10 protein-coding genes and 3 pseudogenes are annotated in these 18,226 nt (G+C 45.5%); 2 read left to right on the top strand and 11 right to left on the bottom strand.

Features of this window, described 5'->3' with window-relative positions; translation table 11 throughout:
- Positions 1 to 155: 155 nt before the first annotated feature.
- The 9 genes and pseudogenes from AB4114_RS17115 to AB4114_RS17075 all read right to left on the bottom strand — a co-directional run bounded on the left by AB4114_RS17115 (position 156) and on the right by AB4114_RS17075 (position 12,387).
- A complete protein-coding gene (locus AB4114_RS17115) occupies positions 156 to 545 on the bottom strand; it encodes a hypothetical protein (protein ID WP_441989535.1) in 390 nt (129 codons plus the stop codon).
- 117 nt (positions 546 to 662) lie between these two features.
- Positions 663 to 1,439: a metallophosphoesterase family protein gene (locus tag AB4114_RS17110; RefSeq protein WP_441989534.1), complete on the bottom strand. Its 777-nt coding sequence runs from the start codon at positions 1,437 to 1,439 to the stop codon at positions 663 to 665.
- A gap of 604 nt (positions 1,440 to 2,043) precedes the next feature.
- Positions 2,044 to 3,321: a Gfo/Idh/MocA family protein gene (locus AB4114_RS17105; RefSeq protein WP_441989533.1), complete on the bottom strand. Its 1,278-nt coding sequence runs from the start codon at positions 3,319 to 3,321 to the stop codon at positions 2,044 to 2,046.
- A gap of 42 nt (positions 3,322 to 3,363) precedes the next feature.
- Positions 3,364 to 5,382, bottom strand: coding sequence for an alginate lyase family protein (locus AB4114_RS17100; protein ID WP_441989532.1), 2,019 nt, complete (start codon positions 5,380 to 5,382; stop codon positions 3,364 to 3,366).
- Positions 5,383 to 5,407: 25 nt separating this feature from the next.
- Positions 5,408 to 6,429, bottom strand: a pseudogene (locus tag AB4114_RS17095) (glycoside hydrolase family 88 protein); the annotation flags it as partial.
- 33 nt (positions 6,430 to 6,462) lie between these two features.
- A complete protein-coding gene (locus AB4114_RS17090; RefSeq protein ID WP_441989531.1) occupies positions 6,463 to 8,778 on the bottom strand; it encodes a helix-turn-helix domain-containing protein in 2,316 nt (771 codons plus the stop codon).
- A 122-nt stretch (positions 8,779 to 8,900) separates the two neighbouring features.
- Complete coding sequence (locus AB4114_RS17085; RefSeq protein WP_441989530.1) at positions 8,901 to 10,430, bottom strand: extracellular solute-binding protein; 1,530 nt, start codon at positions 10,428 to 10,430, stop codon at positions 8,901 to 8,903.
- A gap of 78 nt (positions 10,431 to 10,508) precedes the next feature.
- Positions 10,509 to 11,387: a carbohydrate ABC transporter permease gene (locus AB4114_RS17080; RefSeq protein WP_441989622.1), complete on the bottom strand. Its 879-nt coding sequence runs from the start codon at positions 11,385 to 11,387 to the stop codon at positions 10,509 to 10,511.
- 52 nt (positions 11,388 to 11,439) lie between these two features.
- The gene (locus tag AB4114_RS17075) at positions 11,440 to 12,387 is read right to left on the bottom strand and encodes an ABC transporter permease (protein WP_441989529.1); all 948 of its coding nucleotides are present in this window, start codon (positions 12,385 to 12,387) and stop codon (positions 11,440 to 11,442) included.
- Between the two features lie 384 nt (positions 12,388 to 12,771).
- Between AB4114_RS17075 and AB4114_RS17070 the strand changes: the two are divergent.
- Positions 12,772 to 13,351, top strand: a pseudogene (locus tag AB4114_RS17070) (IS6 family transposase); the annotation flags it as partial.
- 684 nt (positions 13,352 to 14,035) lie between these two features.
- On the opposite strand, the pseudogene AB4114_RS17065 reads toward AB4114_RS17070, so the two are convergent.
- Positions 14,036 to 14,167, bottom strand: a pseudogene (locus tag AB4114_RS17065) (macrolide ABC transporter ATP-binding protein); the annotation flags it as partial.
- Positions 14,168 to 14,334: 167 nt separating this feature from the next.
- Complete coding sequence (locus tag AB4114_RS17060) at positions 14,335 to 16,974, bottom strand: adenosylcobalamin-dependent ribonucleoside-diphosphate reductase (protein WP_441989528.1); 2,640 nt, start codon at positions 16,972 to 16,974, stop codon at positions 14,335 to 14,337.
- Positions 16,975 to 17,252: 278 nt separating this feature from the next.
- Here AB4114_RS17060 and dat point away from each other — a divergent pair, with 278 nt between their 5' ends.
- Positions 17,253 to 18,083 (top strand): D-amino-acid transaminase, encoded by an 831-nt coding sequence (gene dat, locus AB4114_RS17055; RefSeq protein ID WP_441989527.1) that lies wholly within the window; start codon positions 17,253 to 17,255, stop codon positions 18,081 to 18,083.
- Positions 18,084 to 18,226: the final 143 nt, after the last annotated feature.

Genomic DNA, 18,226 nt, shown 5'->3' with positions numbered 1-18,226 from the left:
TTCAATGTTTAAATTTAAGGCCACGTTTTGTTTTTTTGCAAATTCAAGAAACAACTGGTCAACGTGTTTCTTTTTATTAAGCAACTCATATAAGATTTTAGAAGAGACTAATACATTTTCTTCAATCGTTTGATGTTTAGATAAGAGAAAAAAATTCATTTGTTTATAACATCCTTTGGCCTTTTATCTTCATTGTAAATATCGCATTCATATATACTCCAAAAAATTAAAACACGTATATATGACTTTAATCTTTGTTCTGAATAATCGACCTTCCCTTTGTACTTGTTATAAAGATTATTAGTCATATGATAAAGTATCAAATCACCATTTTCATAACTGTAAAGCACATTTAGATATTCAGATATTATGACATCAGGGATAATAAATCGTTTATCAAAACCAAAAAAAGATGTAGTACTTAGAATTCTATTTATTATTGGAAAATGAACCGAACATTTGTCAAACTGGCGTTCAACCGTTGGTGAGCAAATCATATTGACAAACTTTTCTGTAATATCTTTTGGAACAAATGCTTCATTCAAACTTTTCTTCCAATACTATTGTCTTGAAACCAATACTCACTCCGCTTATTCCAACGGTGATATTTTACCTCACCACTCGCACTCTCGGAATCAATAACACCAGTAATAAATAAGGGATCAGAATATTGATCGACAACAACTGAACCTGATGTTAAACATCTGTGTATTATTATAATTATCAGATTCATTATGATATGCTGCTTTATGAACGTGACCATTCATATATAAATCGATTCGGCTATCAGAAAAACGATTAAGCAAGCTTTCTCGTTCATCATTGTGTATACAATTTATAGTGTGATGTCCTATTGCTATGTTTATGGTATTATCCTTGGGCAAATGCTTTGTTGCCTCATACAATTTACTTAAGCCAATGAGAATTTTGCCTTCTACACCTTTTGATCCTGCGATAAGACAAGTATTAATATGTAAAACGTTAAATCCAGGACAACGTTTTACAAAATGCAAAGCATTTTTTGGGTATTCTTCATCCATATATTCTTTATAGAACCTAAAGAAGGGTTCTTGAATGGAAAGTATTGTCTCAAAAGTACCCGAGTCAATACTATTCACTTCATCTTTTGCATTTGGCGCACTTAATATATGACTCGCTAATCTATCCACCATAGGATTTCTATTTAAGTCGTGATTTCCAGGAACAATAAAAAGATGTTGCTTTCCAATATCAATAGATTCAAGAAGAGAATCCAAAAAGGATATTGTTTCGGGTCCATAACTACCCCCTCTATGAGCAATATCCCCCGTAATAAACAACCAGTCTATTTCATCTTGTATATTATGTAGATACTCAATGAGATTATCTCTCATTACAGTAGTTTCGTAGTTGTTATACAAATGATGTATATCCGACAACTGAGCCCATTTAATTAACATTTTTCATCCCTCTTCAGTTCTTTCATTTTCCATCATTTAGGATTCGGCAAAATAATTTAAATTCTTTTAATTGCATTTTAAACAACCCAGATTCATTCTTATTAACATTTCTTAATTATGCTTAATCCTGTGAAATTTGAATATAATCACACTCGATTACATTAAAAATGACATTTTATATTCATATTTAAAACAGGTTACAATCCGCAAAACCAGTATAATAATGACTTTTAATTATCGCACCAGACTCTCTGAAAACAAAGAAAAGCCCGTACCTTAAAGGTACGAGTTCACGTCATTTATATTCAAACTCAACGACATTTCATCTTCCACCGACATTTTAAGTTACAACTCACACGCCGACATTTCAAGTTACAACTCACAAAAATAAAATCCTTCCCTAAGAAAAAAAAATGTGATACTCCAAAATTAATTAGAAAACGGAGCCCGCAAACCCGCGTGGCTCCGTTATTGTTGTTTCAGAATTCATTAGAATTTGTTGGTCGTCGCTGCGAAAATGACTGTTTGTTTCAGAATTCGTTAGAAAAAATAATTTAGCCTATATACAATGTATGCATAAATATGCAAGACAAATATTTAATTATTAAAAAGCTTGAATCCGTTCCGGTGTCATTACGTTGTTGTAAAATTCGTCCAACTCAATCGACTTGCCTTTATGAAGTCTCGAGTGCTCTGCAGCAAATGCCATCATATGGCTTCTTACAGAAGCCGATGCCGAGGTAAGAAGGCTTTCTCTGCCCGTATAGCTGAGGACCTCTTTAAGGAAACTGCGTACAATACCGCTGTCTCCCCCGCCGTGGCCGCTAGTTTGCTCGGGTATTTCAATGACGGTCTCCTCATGAGTCAGAAAATCGCAAACAACGATTTTACTTTCCTCGGCCCTAAGTTCTCCTCTGGTTCCCATGATTTGAATTCGCCGCTCCTGGTGCCTCGTGAAACCGCACATACTAAACATGGCAGTGGCTCCGTTCGCAAACTCCATATTAACCACCTGGTGGTCAACTACGTTATTGTCGCTTTTATACACACAGCGTCCGTAATTGGTCTCTTGAAGGCCTTTAATGATGCTCTCCTTGGATAACTCATCGGCGAAATGCCTCGCCCAGTTTTTTCCTTCCCCCAAATAAAACCGAGGTGCCGAATATGCACAGGTGGACTCTACGGCGCATCCACTGATGCAATAGTCGGTAGATCCTTCAGGAGCGTTCTCGGAGCGAAAATGCATAAGCGATCCGTACGAGCTAACGCGTTCGCATGGTTGATCCATCAACCATGATAGAACGTCCATATCGTGGCACGATTTGGCCAAGATCATCGGGCTTGACGTCTCCGAGTTGTTCCAATTGCCTCGTACGAAGCTGTGGGCGATATGCCAATACCCGACATTTTCGTTTAATTGAATGGACGCGACTTGACCGATTTTCCCTTCAGATATGACTCGCTTCACGGCCGACCAGAACGGCGTATAGCGAAGCACGTGGCAAATCGTTAACAAACGGTCGTGTTCCTTCGCCGCCAGCTCCATCTCGATACATTCCTTCGGCGTAGGCGACATTGGCTTCTCCAGCAGCACATGGTACTTCTTCGCCAATGCCTGCATGGTCGGCTCGTAATGCATCTGGTCTTGTGTGCAAATAACGGCGATGTCGGCCATGATCGGCCGTTCCAGTAATTGCTCCCACGACTCGAAGCTGCATTCTCCCGGTATATGGTGCAGTTTGGCAAAGTCCTCTCTTCGAATAGCGTTTGCTTCGGCTACGGCAACAAATTTCAACTCATGCGGATAGTCCAACGCGTATGGCGCATAGCTACGAGCACCTCTGGCTCCTGCACCGATCAATATTGCGGTTAATTGGGTCATCTCCAACCACTCCTCTTTTCTACTGTTTCTACTCCTTGCGGATTACATGCCCCTAACCCCTGTATATTCGTTTTCGTCAATCAAAATCGATTGGCCGTTTAGCAGATTCAGCCGTATTTGTCGATCGCCTACTTCTCCCGAGGCTTCAACTTCCTTTATCGGGCAACTTTCTCCCGTGTTTGTAGGAAACAACAAGGTAACAAGGCGAACCGATCCCACGGCCGTCAAATCATAGACAACCGTAGGAGCAGGCGCATACTCTCCTTGCGCAAACGTATCGGTGTTTTTCCACCCTTGCCACTCCGGTTCGATATGCCCCTTTATGATTGTGGCTGTCAGGTTGTCCATTCGGTTCGTAACTAGGCTCAGATTCGGACTTTCATGGTTCAAGGTAAAACTGTTCAACCCTTGAACAGCTGCCGATTCGCTGTGCAGATGCCATAGAAATTCATAGTTGTGCGATTGTTCATCTTGCGGCGTTAGCCTGTCAATGACCAGAAAGCATGGAGAAACGAGCGGATCGTTTTTCAAGAACAGCACGCTCCGGCTGTGGGTGACTCTAATCTGCGCCTGCGAGCCATAGCCTTCGTTATATATTCCTTGAACCCAATCAAAGACTTCGGACGAATACCATTGTGCATCAGTCAGCACATTGATGTCTTCATCCATCCAACGGTAAGCGATTCTCCGATTTTGATCCGATCCATCTACACGAACCGTGTTGTGCGATCGGGTCGACAGAACATAGCGACGCATCTCCGAGTCGTCATAGGCGTAATTGCCCCCCTCGGTAAGCAGTAGCTTTCCGTAGGCATGTATAAGCAGATTCAGCTTATCCTCGTGCTGGTGTCCCCTCCCGAACGGTCCCGCGTCGAACATCGCCCATACGGCTTGCCGATCCCAGCCGGTCCGCATGACATAGTAACCGCTGTAAGGAAAGGGTATGGACGTTTCAACCGGCGGTTTCCCTTCTTGTCCTTCGGTTAAGGCCCATAGAAAGTCCAACCTGTGTGGATAATGTCTTGTCGCCTCCTGCATGGAAAACGAATCCGATACTTTCAACCAGCGGCCATCGTTCAGATCTGGCAACCGGCCGTCCGGCATCATCAATTTGACATGAGCTGTGCAAGCATGTTCGAGTCCTTTAACGAGTTCAGGAGCAATCGGGATATGATAGGCGTGATACAACTCAATCACTTGAAAATAATTTTGTAATACGACCTCGTGATAATTCGTGCTTAATTCAAAATGAAACCCGTCCGGGTATAGCTGTCTGTTCAATTCTTGGAACAGCTTCTCCTGAGCATAGGCTCTCCAGTTTGTCGCTTCCCTGAATTCCGGACAAAGCACGCCGATGTGGGACAGACCGTTCATCTCCATAAGCAGCCAATTGCCTTCTTTCCGATGATGGAGGCGGAGCCGCAAAGCATGTTCCCACAAGGATTTATACCAGTCGATCAACACGTCATCAGTAAAATGTGGAGAATGGTAACAGGCGTGAAGCGCATAAGGCCAGGCATTGCCCATACGCAATCCGCACTCGATCGTCCTCCATCCGTATCCCGGCCCACTTTCCGGTATAACGACCTGCTGGACCCAGCTGGTAAACAGGTTAACGAGTCCCTCGGCGTATTTTTCACTCCCCGTTTCCAGGTAACGCCTCGCCAGCACCTCCCATTCCCAATGACGGTTCAATTGCACGGTCCATTCTACATATTGATTGAACGTAGGATTGACGGACCAGTCCACCTTCCCAGAGAATTGATGGGGCGTGCCGCAAGAAACGAACTTTAAAGACAATATACGCTCACCCATCTCTTCCATCGTCTCTCCCGGCAGAAAAAACACGTTTTGCATATCATGAGGCGGAATACGGAAATACAGATCCGGACGCAAGGATCGCCTCACATGCTCCGCAAATAGTCGGCGCGCCTTAACGAAGTCATCGCTTTCGACCGCTTTCTTTAAATCCCCTAGGGCCGGTAAGCTCATATCGATTGCACGGGTAAAAAAATCGTAATCGCTTACAATAGGTCCAGGCCGATATGTTTGATTTTCCATTCTACTCATTACCTCCATCCAGCTACTACCGGTTATACCAATATCCAGTGATACCTTTCTCAATAAGCATGAGTGCTTCGAGATAATAGTAATCGCCCCAGATCACAAAATCATCCGGGGAGCTGTTGGCCCGAATACTATACGAACCTCGCTTGATCAAACCTTCCGCATCTTCTTCTCCAACTGTCGAATAATTGTCGACAAGCGATTTGAGCGAGAGCTCCAGCCAGTCTTCGAAAAAGGCCCTCTCCGGATGGTTCGGATCCAAATGATCCAATAGTTCGAGCAAGCCTGCGCAAACGATCGCCGACGCAGAGCTGTCTCGGTAAGTATTTGCGTCAACCGGCACATTGAAATCCCAGTAGGCGACATGATCTTCTGGCAAATGCTGCAGGAAGTAGCGCGCCAAACGAAGAGACGTTTCAAGGAATTCCGGATTTTTCGTATATTTGTAAGAAAGCGCAAAGCCATATACGCCCCATGCTTGGCCGCGTGTCCATGTAGAACCGTTGTGATACCCTTGATGCGTCGTCCCTCCGATAGGTATGCCTGAATCCTGTTCGAAGTAGAACGTGTGATACGAGAAATCGTCGCCGCGCACCAGATAACGGCGGCTTTTCTCCGCATGCTTGATCGCAATTTCACGATAACGGTTGTCGCCAGTCATTTCCGTTGCCCAATACAAAACGGCAAATTCATCAGACAATCAATGATGATGCGTCCACCTTGCTTTTCGTCGCCCAAAGATCCCCACGCCTGAATCAGCTGCGCCTCTTCGCGCCAGCGACCAAGCAGTTTGTCAGCCGCCTGCAGCGTTAGCTCTTTCGCCGCTTCGTCCTTGTCAATTATCCAACCAGCTTTTGCCGATAATGAATAGAGGAAACCAATATCATGATGCCCGAGACCAACATTGTCGGCAAGCCGCTTACGAAAACTATCGATGTTGCGCTGCGCCGCTTCGCGGAACACTTCATCTTTGGAATATTCGTAACAGAGCCATAGCATGCCTGTCCAAAATCCGTCTGTCCAGTCTGTATTCGGATTCAATTTCGTCGTGTATCGGCAGCCGTACTATAACTTTCATTCCGTTCTCGTATGCTTTTGTCTATATTCCCCGGGGGTAATCCCGGTGACCCGTTTGAACGTACGTATAAAATTTTGCGAATTATTATAACAAAGCCTCTCGGCGATATCAGACACCTTAAAATCCGTTTTCGTCAGAAGTTCCTTCRCTTTCTCTATCCGGTACGTGATGATGTATTCGGTAAACGTAACGCCGACCTCCTGTTTAAAAAAGCTGCTAAAGTGCGACACTGGCATCATCACCATATCGGCTAATTGAGGTTGCGACAGATCTTCGTCGTAATGCTTGTGAATATAACTTAGCACCTTCTCCGTAGTCTGCGAATTTCGCTCGCTGCGTAGGTGGCGGAAATGGACAATCATCGTATGAAAAATGTTTTGTATAAGCCATTCCTTGATATGTTCCATTGTTTTGAATTGGTTCAACGTATGATATACGTTGTCTGTAAATAGCTTCGGCCCGTCTTTAGGGTCGAACTCATACAGCGTCCGAAGCGTCGCTGCGAGCAGTTGTACGAACGATTGGCGTACGTGATCGATTGTCAGTGCTTCTTCCATTTTCAATGTTTCCGCGAAATCGTTGACTGCGCTCTCTATTTGTTCAAGATTACCAAGCTTCAAATTCAATAGAATGAGTTGTTCCTGCTCCACGGGGTACGAAAAAACGGTTTCTTCAGGATTCACCCGGTCGATAAACAACACGGTCCCGGTTCCTTCGAGAAGCTGGTACTTGATTGCCTCAAGTGCCTCTTTGTAAGAGCGGTGTAGGTTTTCAATGCCCAGATAGCTGTGGCCGACGCCGATTGTCGCCGTAACGTGGAGCACCTGCTCGATTACTCCCCGTATTTCCTCGGAAATACGAAAAATCTCCATTTGCACCTKACTCGTTCCGCTCTCCCTCTGCCCGTTGTTGATGACGACAGCAATCTGCTCCGACTGCATTCTGACGACCATACCTTCCGTATGATGGCTGATGACTTCTTTGGCTATATTCATTGCCGCGTATAGAAACAAATTAACGTCCTGCTCCGATTGGCCCCGCAAATTGTCCAGCTCGATACATAGCACGGTATAGTACCCGTAAGCGGCTGGTATTTGATAATAATCGAGCTTCTCGCCAAACTCCCCTTGCCGAAATGTCTCTGTTAGGAGACGCTGGATGAAACTCGCCCGCAAGAGCGGCATCGATTGCAGGATTTGGCTTTCCAGATGGTTGTTCGTCGACTGAAGCGACTCTACGTAATAACTGATAAGGCCGAATTCGTCCATTTTCTGCGGCAACGGCTGGTTGAACTTACCAATGCTGCGAATCTTCTCGATAAAGCCTGAGAAGGCCCGAAATAGCCGCTGCGACAGCAGGACGGCTGCGACGAGGCTTACAAAGGTAAGCACGAGGCAAATGAAGATCGTCGTTTTTTTAATCGATTGGATATGAATCGTCAACTCGCTCAGCGGTAATACCGACACATACCGCCAGTCGTTATAGGATGATTTCAACGAGTTGACCAGCATCAAACTACCGTCGATTTTGTATTCGCCGAACGATTCAGGCAGGTCGGACTCCTTCAAGTCGCGGATAACCGGATAGTCGGAGAATTCGCGACTTAGCAGCCTTTTGTTCCAATCCGAAAAAATATTGCCAGATGGTGTAAGGATGATCATTTCACCGCTTGTGCCCTGATGCATACTGCCGAACACCTCGAAAAACGCTCGTTCGTTCAGGTTGATAATCAAATAACCGAGCGCCTGATCAGACGTCACTGGTAAACGACGGACAAGTGTCACGACGTGGGACCCACCGCGCGGCACTGATGCCATCACTTTACGGTCGAACCAGAACAATGGCTCATTACTTTCATTGATTCGTTGAAGCAACCCGGCATCAAGCTTGGACGCTTCGAAGATACCCTCGCTCGGATTGACGGCGAGCTGCTGACGTTTCATATACAAATAGACGGAATCCACATTTTCCATCAGCACTTCCATGGAATTGAGGATGGTTGTGACCTTTTGGAATAAAAGATTGTCCTTGTAAGGATCCGGTGTTTTCAAAAATTCCGTCAAAAGGGGATTAAACGCTTGCTGCAGAACGATTTTATCATTGGTGACGAGCAGCTTGTCGATTCGTTCCTGAATTTGCCGCATTGTTTCTTTGTTCGTTTTACCAATTTCCTGCATCATGCTGTCGCTGGCGATCATATAGGTAATGGCGCCGAGGACAATTACCGGGATAATTGAAAATAACGAAGCGGCAAACAGCACTTTCAAGCGCATCTGATTTGATAAGTGCCATTTCCATAAGGAGCGCAGCATGCGATAACCACCTTTCAACCGAATATTTCAAATAAAAACCGGAAGATCAATTCCCGAAAGGAAATGATCATCCGGTGTAGGGTATAGGCAGCAAGGTCAACATTCCCGGAAATAAGATCAGATTATTTTTTGTTCACCTTGTACCAATCGTTCACTTCCTTCGTTAATTGAGAACCGCCTTTATCAAGCCATTCTTTCGTGAACTTGTCGAAGTCCTCAATAGGGCTCTTGCCCATCACTACTTTGACGAAAAACTCGTCGCGCAGCTTGTTAAGATCAGCACCTTTCTCACGCTGTGCTGGTGCTAGAAAACCGATAACCGGGTTTGTCACGCCTTTGTCCGCGACATAGTCAATCATTTCGCGCTGCATCTTTTGAACATCGGCTGAAGCCGTAGTCGAAACCGCCAAATACGGATCGAATTTGTTATGGGATACCAGATTGGCGACGGCGTCGGCCTTTATCTTGTCGGCATTAGGCTTCAGGGTGCCATCGGCATTTTTAGTATAGTGGGCTCCTTCCACGCCGTATTGCTTGAAGAGAGTACCTTCGTCACTTGCTTGCCAATCGATGAATTCGATAATCCGTTTGACTTTGTCTTTGTCCTTCCCTAGACTCGCCGGTATTGTCTGCAGACCGTAGAAGCCGATTCCATTGCTCGTGCCGGATTTGCCTGTCGGTCCAACCGGATTTTTGGCCAACACAAACTTGGCGTTCGGGTTCGTTTTGGCAAGCGCATCGACGAATTTCGGGTAATCACTGATATTCCCGACGTAAATGCCCGCGTTACCGCTGTTGATTTTCTCCCACACTTGTGTTGTTTTCAACACGGCAAAGTCTTTGTCGATGGCGCCTTCCTTGTACAAATCACGTACAAAGGTGAGTCCCTGTTTGCGTCCCGGGGTGATCGCGCTGTTCATCAACGTGCCGTCTTCCATGATCCGCCAGTTGTTGCCGGTATCGAATGCGTGCCAAATGCTTTCCAAAAACGCAATGTTTTCGCCGACAGCGAAGCCGAACGTGTCCGCTTTGCCGTTTTTGTCAGGGTCGTTCTTCGTAAACGCGACCGCCGTTTTAAACAGCTCATCCGTCGTTTTCGGAACAGGCAGGCCCAAATTGTCAAGCCAGTCTTGGCGGATCATGACCGCGACGGTGGTTAATGGACGCGTTCTGGGAATCCCGTATATTTTGCCATTGATTTTCAAGTTGTCCCAAGCCGCCTGAGGTGTCTTCATTATATTCGGCATATCTTTGATGTAATCATCGAGCGCAAGAAATGCGCCTTGATCTACGTAATTGCTAAAGTCAGCGGAAGGAAACGATTCCCATGTAGTGAAATCAGCCATATCGCCAGAGGCGACAGCCAGCTTTACTTTTTCCTCCGAGCTGTTGTTCGGAATCGCCAGCGGCTCATAGTCGATGTTGAATTTGTCTTCAATGAATTTCCAAGCTTCCGTTTTTTGCGCAGGATCGCCGTAAAGCGGGAACATCGAGCTGATTTTGATCCGCTTTTTGTCAGCCGGTTTGGCGCTGCCAACAGGATTGCTGGCGACCGGCTCTTCTTTCTTTGCACACCCAGTTACGGCGCCCCCCAGCATTGTTGCAGCTAGGACAATGGACATATGTTTGTACCATTTTCTTTTGTTTAACATGTTTCTGACCTCCTGATATCATTTATATTATATATGGTGAAGAGAACCGGGTAAATGGTCCTCCGAAACCCGATCGGATTAGCCTTTGACCGAACCGAGCAGCACGCCTTTCGCAAAATGTTTCTGCAGAAACGGATAGATCAGCAGGATCGGAACCGTCGCAACGATCGTCGCAGCCATTTTGATCGTTTGCGGCATTACGTTTGCACTTCCTTCAAGCGAAGCATTCTGGAATTGCTCGACGGAGCCTTCAACGATCATTTGACGCAGCAGCACCTGAATAGGCCATAAATCGGTCTTATTGATATACATGACCGCTGAGAAAAAAGAGTTCCAGTGACCGACCGCGTAAAACAGCGTAAAGGTGGCAAGCGCCGGCATCGATAGAGGCAACACGATGCGGAACAGAACACCGAAGTTGCGACAGCCGTCGATGCGAGCCGATTCTTCGAGTTCCTCGGGAATGCTATTGAAAAAGTTTTTCATGATGATCAGGTTAAATGCACTGATGGCGCCAGGCAAAATAACGGACCATATCGTATTCAGCAGATGCATATTTTTGACCACCAGGTAGCTAGGGATCAGTCCGCCGCTGAACAGCATCGTCACAACGACAAGTAACAGGATCAAGTTGCGGCCGCGCAGTCTTTTTTTGGCTAGCGGGTAGGCCATCAGGGAAGTGAGAGCGAGATTGACGAACGTGCCGATCACCGTAATCACAACGCTCATCCACAAAGAGCGGACAAAATGCCTGTTGGAAAAGATCGTATCGTAAGCACCCCAAGTCACTTTCTGGGGCCACAAAATGAGTCCGCCGCGAAGGACCTGCTCCATCGGCGAAAGTGAGGTAGCTAGGACGTACAAGAACGGAAACAGCATAACGGACGAGCATAAGACAAGTACAGAAACATTAGCAATATCAAAAATTCTGCTGCCGAGCGATGGTTTGTAGTGCAGCAAATCGGTTCCTCCTATCTGATTCCGGGCATAGTGTTACGAATCCTACGATTTAGTAGACGCCTTCTTCTCCGAGTTTTTTGGTCAGCCAATTGGCCGTAACAATAAGGATCATGCCGATGGCAGATTTAAACAAGCCGATCGCAGTTGTGTAGCTGAATTTGCCTCCGATTAGTCCCTCACGGTACACGTATGTTTCGAAGACGTCGCCCACCTCGTTCACGGTCGAATTAAGCATGAGGAAAATGTGCTCGAAGCCTACGTCAAGAACGCTGCCCATCCGCAAAATAAGCAGAATTAATATGGTGCTGCGAAGGGCCGGTAACGTAACGTGCCAGAGTTGCCTCCAGCGCCCCGCTCCGTCGACGATTGCCGCTTCGTAAAGCTGCGGATCAACGCCAGCGAGCGCAGCCAGGAAGATGATCGTACCCCAGCCGGCTTCTTTCCAGACACTTTGACCGACAATCAAACTGCGGAACCATTCCTTCGTGGTCAGGAAGGCGATCTCCGTACCCCCAGCCGATCTGATCATCTCGTTAACGAGACCGCCTTGCGTTCCAAGCATCATATAAGTAATGCCGACAACAACTACCCAAGAAATGAAGTGAGGTAAATAAATGATGGTTTGGATAAACTTCTTGAACAAGTTGATCCGAATTTCATTCAACAGTAGCGCAAGAACGATTGGAACGGGAAAAAAGAATACTAGATTATATAAACTAATCAGCAGCGTGTTTCGAAGCAACAACCAGAATCCGTCGTATTGGAACAGCGTGATAAAATGTTTAAAGCCGACCCACTCACTGCCTAGCACCCCTTTGAAGGGGCTATAATTTTGAAAAGCGATAACGATTCCCCACATCGGGATGTATTTAAAAATAATGAAGAAAGCAATCCCTGGGAGAAGCATGGCGTATAACTCCCAGTCGTTAATAACGCCTCGCTTTTTCGGCGGAATCACTTTCAATGTTTCGATTTGCTGTGCCGATGCCGAATTCATGATGTTCTACCTCCGTTTTCTTATTTATTGCAGACGGCGTCTCTCACGGTCTTAATTAAAAGAGCAGTATGATGCGACTGTCTGGCCATGGCAGTAACGTAACATAACCTTCGGACAGTGCGATATAATCATATGTTTTGAGCATCCAACATGCGGTGAATGCCTGCTTTACCAACGGCTGGCGCGATAATCATTAGAAATGATTATAGAGATATCGAGGCATTCTAAGAGTTGCTTAATTGATCTACGGGCAAGTAAATCCTCACATTGCATTAAACCATTTTTGTTCTATTAATAAGCAAGGCTTTTTACGATACTAACCCTGAATGCGCCGAAGTCCTTCGCATATCCGAGCTGCTGCGCAAAGAGATGGAGCAATTTACTATGGAAACCATATCAGATTTATTTAAATGGAAGCATTATGAATCAGCAATCATTTTACTAACAGTGAGATGGCATTTAAAATAAAGTTTGAACTATCGAGACATGGTGGAAATAATGACCGAGCGAGGATTAGAGATTTCTCATACGAACAATTATGAGATGGGCCCATGAGTTTGGTCCTGAAATAGACAAACGAATCTGCCCCTATTTAAGACCCACAAATGTTTCCTACAGAACCGATGAAACGTATATCAAGGTCAATGGAAATATATATAGAGCAGTTGATTCTACGAGGAAAACGATTGATTTTATGAAATCAGAAAATCGAGATATGCCGGCAGCAAAGAGTTTCTTTACAAAAGCTTTTGCCTCGCCACATAATCAATTACCACGTGAGATCTCTTTGGGGAAAAACCCGGCATATCCAACAGCCATACAAGAATAAATAAATGAAAAAGCCCTGCCAAAAGAAACTTTGGTAAGGAAGACAAAATAACTAAACAACATAGTAGAACAAGATCCTAGGTTCATAAAGAAAATCACAAAACTAATGTTTGGTTTCAAAACGTTTCACACTGCACCCCATGGTCCGTATGGAGGAAATAAAAGACTTTCTGGAACAGACTCAATTGACGATAAATGACATACAAGTGAAATACGGAATGGTAATGTCAAATTATTTTTATACCAGCTTTAAGAAATACTATGGCGTATCACTAACCGAATAGCAGATTGAAGAATGTTGTAGATACGGTGCAGAGCAACGACCAGATATCCTTTTCTTCGTCAGGGGAAAAAATGAAATTCAAGTTGTTACATCTTGTAGATCTTTGCAAGCTGTACTCTAGAATTTACGGGCGTACCCATAACTAGGAAATTGTCTTTGAAACCGTCATTTTCACTAGAAATATGTGCTGTCCTCTTTTTTTGTAGAGGTGGCAATCCATTCGTTTGCTTCCGAGAAAGAAATAACAGCTCATGCAGATTGAAACTCGCTCTCTCAGTCAAATATTTCTTGATGGCCTTAGGACAATGAGCCTTAGAGTAGTGCCAGAGTATAATTTGAATCTCGAAGCAGCTTTAGCAAGATGAATTCGCTATAAAAGAAATCGATCAATTATGTGGTTTTTCCGATTATTAATAAACAAAAATAAATAAACCGGGCCCCCATATTTCCATGGATTTCCGGTTTTTCACTCTATGCATTGCCCACCAACCGCCCATCGCGAAATCGCACAACCCGTTTCGCCTGCTCTGCAACCTACCGATCATGCGTAATCAATATAATCATTCTCCCCTGCTCATTCAACCGACTGAAAATATCCATGATCTCCGCACCCGTCTTCAAATCCAATGCACCTGTAGGCTCATCCGCCAGAATAATCGGTGGATCAGACGATATAATATCGACTGACCTTGTTTTTGTATAATTATTCACCCTAATGTATAAAATCAATTTTCAAACGAATTCTGTAACAAACCGTCTATGGAATTATGGAGCAATTCCAATTAATTCTGGAATTTCACAACAAAAAAAAGCCAGGGCACCCGCCCTGGCTCTTACTATGAACATCTGCTATATCCGCAGTTGATACAATTCTTACACCCTTCGCTGTTCACCAGCGAAGCGGAACCACACGCCGTGCATAGGTCCATCGCCGCGACACTCGTCGCGCTCGGAGCCGTGTGCCCGCCACCACCAGCAGCGCCCCCAGCCGGCGCTGCCTCAACAACTTCACTCGTCGCGGTCACGTAGTTCCGCGCATCGTCAGGCTCGCTCATCACTTCGTCGTGCTGCTCGAGCGCTTTGGCAACCGCGTCTGCGATCGACTCGACGCGGTTGTTGCCGAATCCAATGGCGCCGGAGCCGCCAATGCCCTTCAAGTGCTTCACGAGCAGCTTCACTTTATCCCCGTGATCGCCATAGCGCAAGAACAAGGAGCATACGCGGCCGAGTGCTTCGGACATCGCGAACACGTCGGACCCTGCTTTTCCTACGTTGAGGAAAATCTCGCTCGGTGTGCCATTCATATCATTGATCGTGATATACGCCATACCGAATGGGGTATTCACTTTATAGGTAGCGCCACGTAAAATTTGCGGACGACGCTTGTATTGCTTATCAAAGACCTGTTCCGTCTTCGCATCCACATTCACCACAAGCTTGCCAGACAGACGCGATAAGCTCTCCTCATCTACAACAGCCTCTGCAGCGACAGCTACTGGAGCTACTTCCGGCTGAGCCTCCACTTTCACTTCTTCCTTCTTATCCGAGCTCGTGCTCAATACCTGTACATCACGGCTGCCATCGCGGTAGATGGTCACGCCTTTACAGCCCAGATCATACGCCAATTCATAGAGTCGTTTCGTTTCCTCAACCGTGAAATCAGCTGGACAGTTAGCTGTCTTCGAAATCGAGCTATCCACCCAAGTCTGAATGGCGGCTTGTGCACGAATATGGTCTTCAGCGGACAAGCTCATGGAGGTGACGAAGTAATCAGGCAGATCTTGATCTGGATTCGCGTCTTTCCAATTCTGCGCAATCGGCACATACTGCTTATCGAAGCCTAGGCGACTTTGACGATAGTACTCGAATGCGAAGTAGGGCTCGATCCCTGTCGATGTGCCAACCATTGTCCCCGTACTTCCTGTTGGTGCTTGGGTAATGACCGTCACGTTACGCATACCATTCTGATGAATGGCCTCGCCAACCTCAGGATATACCTCTGTCATTTTGCGCATGAAGCCACTTTCCATGAATTTATCTTCGATAAAGGCTTGGAAGGATCCCTTCTCGCCTGCAATCTCAGATGAAGCCAGATACGCTTCTCTCGCCATGAACCCATAAATCTTGTCCAAGAACTCGAGTGATTCAGGGCTGCCGTACCGTATTTTCAAAAGAATCATAAGCTCCGCCAGACCCATCGTACCTAGTCCTACCCGACGCTCATTTTGCTGATTCACCCGATTTTCTTCAAAATGATACGGCGTTTTGTCAATAACATTATCCAGAAAACGCGTTGAATAGCGTACGACGGTAGCAAGTTCTTTCCAATCCACATCATGATTCTCCGCATCATAGAACTTCGACAGATTGATCGCTGATAAATTACAGACACCCCATGCCGGAAGTCCTTGTTCACCACACGGATTCGTACAAATAATAGGATTAAAATACCAGCTGTTGGACATCTGATTGTAATATTCCAAGAAAACTACGCCAGGTTCAGCGGATTTCCATGCCGACTCAATAATCGAGTGCCAAACATCACGCGCGCGAACCGTGCGATAAGGCTTAACAGCTTTGCCTAATTTCTTCCACGCGTCTAAATTACCATCCCACAACTCATTGTACTCTGGATCTGTTGTATCTGGGAACACCAGTTCCCACTCCAGATCTTCCTTCACTGCTTTCATGAAGCCATTGCTTACGCACACAGATAAGTTCGCGTTCGTAATCTGCCCCATGGTGGACTTCACCGTAATGAAATCCTCCAGATCCGGATGCCAATCATTAATCATGAGCATTAATGCCCCACGGCGGCTACCGCCTTGCTCGATCAAACCCGTCGTATAGCTAAATAATCCACCCCACGAAACAGCACCGCTGGACGATCCATTAACGCCTTTCACCACTGAACGTCTCGGACGAAGTGAAGACAGATTAATGCCAACGCCACCACCGCGTGACATAATTTCTGTCATTTCAGTCAACGTGTTCATAATCCCGCCGCGACTATCCTTCGGTGAAGGAATAACGTAGCAATTGAACAAAGTCAATTCATCACTCGCATCCGCGCCTGCTGCAATCCGGCCCCCAGGTACAAGCTTCCAATCGTTCAGAATGTATCTGAATTTCTCCGTCCATTCCTGACGCTTCTCCGCTGTCTTTTCAACCGAAGCCATCGCTCCTGCCAAGCGATCCCACATTTCTTCCGGTGTTTTCTCCATATTTAACGTTAGCTTCTCAACTGCAGATTCCACGGTTTCCCCACTGCGCGTTCGAACTTTCACGGTATTTCCTTCACGACTAATAATTTCTCCAACCTCTTTAGCTGGGAATTTGGGATCATCCTTGGTCAAAACGAGGACGGTATCCCCCACTTTCGCATGACTCGTATCTGCGTTCTTAAGTGCGTAGCGATCCAAAAAGATTTTCTCACTTAATCCCGTTAACTTCTTGCTCTCATAAACATTCCCCATGCCATAAGCCTCCCAATAGACTACATATTCAGCTGCATTTAAGATAGTCGCTACAAGAGTTAGTAGCCCTTATTTCTCAATATATGGTAGTGCCAAATTATTATACTACACAACATATGGATGTACCATTGGCAAAAGAACCAAATTCACTCTAGTCACGAATTTACTAGCTTTGACGCGTCTCTCATCCTTTGTTAACCTATAAGTAGGATACCACAACAAGGCATTATTTAGAACATATGTTCCATAATTATTTTATTCCTAAGGAGCGCACCCACATGTATTTTTATAAAAACGAATTCGTACATAAACAAGACATTCAAATCTCACCTGATGATCGCGGCTATTACTTCGGTGACGGTATTTATGAAGTGTTTCGCGTCTACAATGGTCAGCTTTATGAAGGTGCTGCACATATGCAGCGGCTCGAACGAACAGCTAGTGAAGTACGCCTCTCCCTACCTCATTCAAGTGATGAAATTCTAACTATATTGAACAAGCTCATTGGGCACAACAACCTCATCGAGGGCACGGTTTATTTGCAAATTACTCGTGGAGAGGCGCCTCGCGCGCATCCATTCCCGACACAGGCTGAGCCGATTGTACTCGCCTATTGCTCTGAGGTGAAGCGTCCTTTAGCAACCATTAAGAATGGCATCAACGCCGTTACACAGCCTGATATTCGGTGGTTACGGTGCGATCTCAAGACCCTAAATTTGCTGCCAAATGTACTTGCCAAGCAAGCTGCATTAGATCATGGTGTACAAGAAGTCGTGCTTCATCGTGAAGGCACGGTAACCGAATGCAGTGCCTCGAATTTGATGATGGTGAGAGATCAGGTTCTCTACACGCACCCTGCCAATCACTTGATTCTGCATGGGATTACACGTGCTGTCGTACTCCGAATTGCGCATGCCTTACAAATACCAGTCAAAGAAGAATCTTTCACGACGGAACAACTTCTACAGGCTGATGAAGCTTTTATCACAKGTACGACGGTAGAAATTACACCAGTCCTTCAAATAGATGGACAATCTATCGGTTCAGGAGTACCTGGTCCAACAACCCAGAAACTTCAAGCCGAATTTGAAAGAACCTTTCTCAACTAAAGACACTCCCCCCATACAAGGGCAGCCCTAGTCCAAGTCATCTCATCTGGCTTCTAAGGCTGTCTTCTTTTTTTGCGTACAAACCCCATCTCTACATCCGTATGTCATGTTTCCTCCCGACAAATATTCACAAAATAATCACA

Source organism: Paenibacillus sp. 2RAB27 (assembly GCF_052115445.1).
GTDB lineage: Bacteria > Bacillota > Bacilli > Paenibacillales > NBRC-103111 > Paenibacillus_E.
This window is presented reverse-complemented; position numbering and strand designations above follow the sequence as displayed.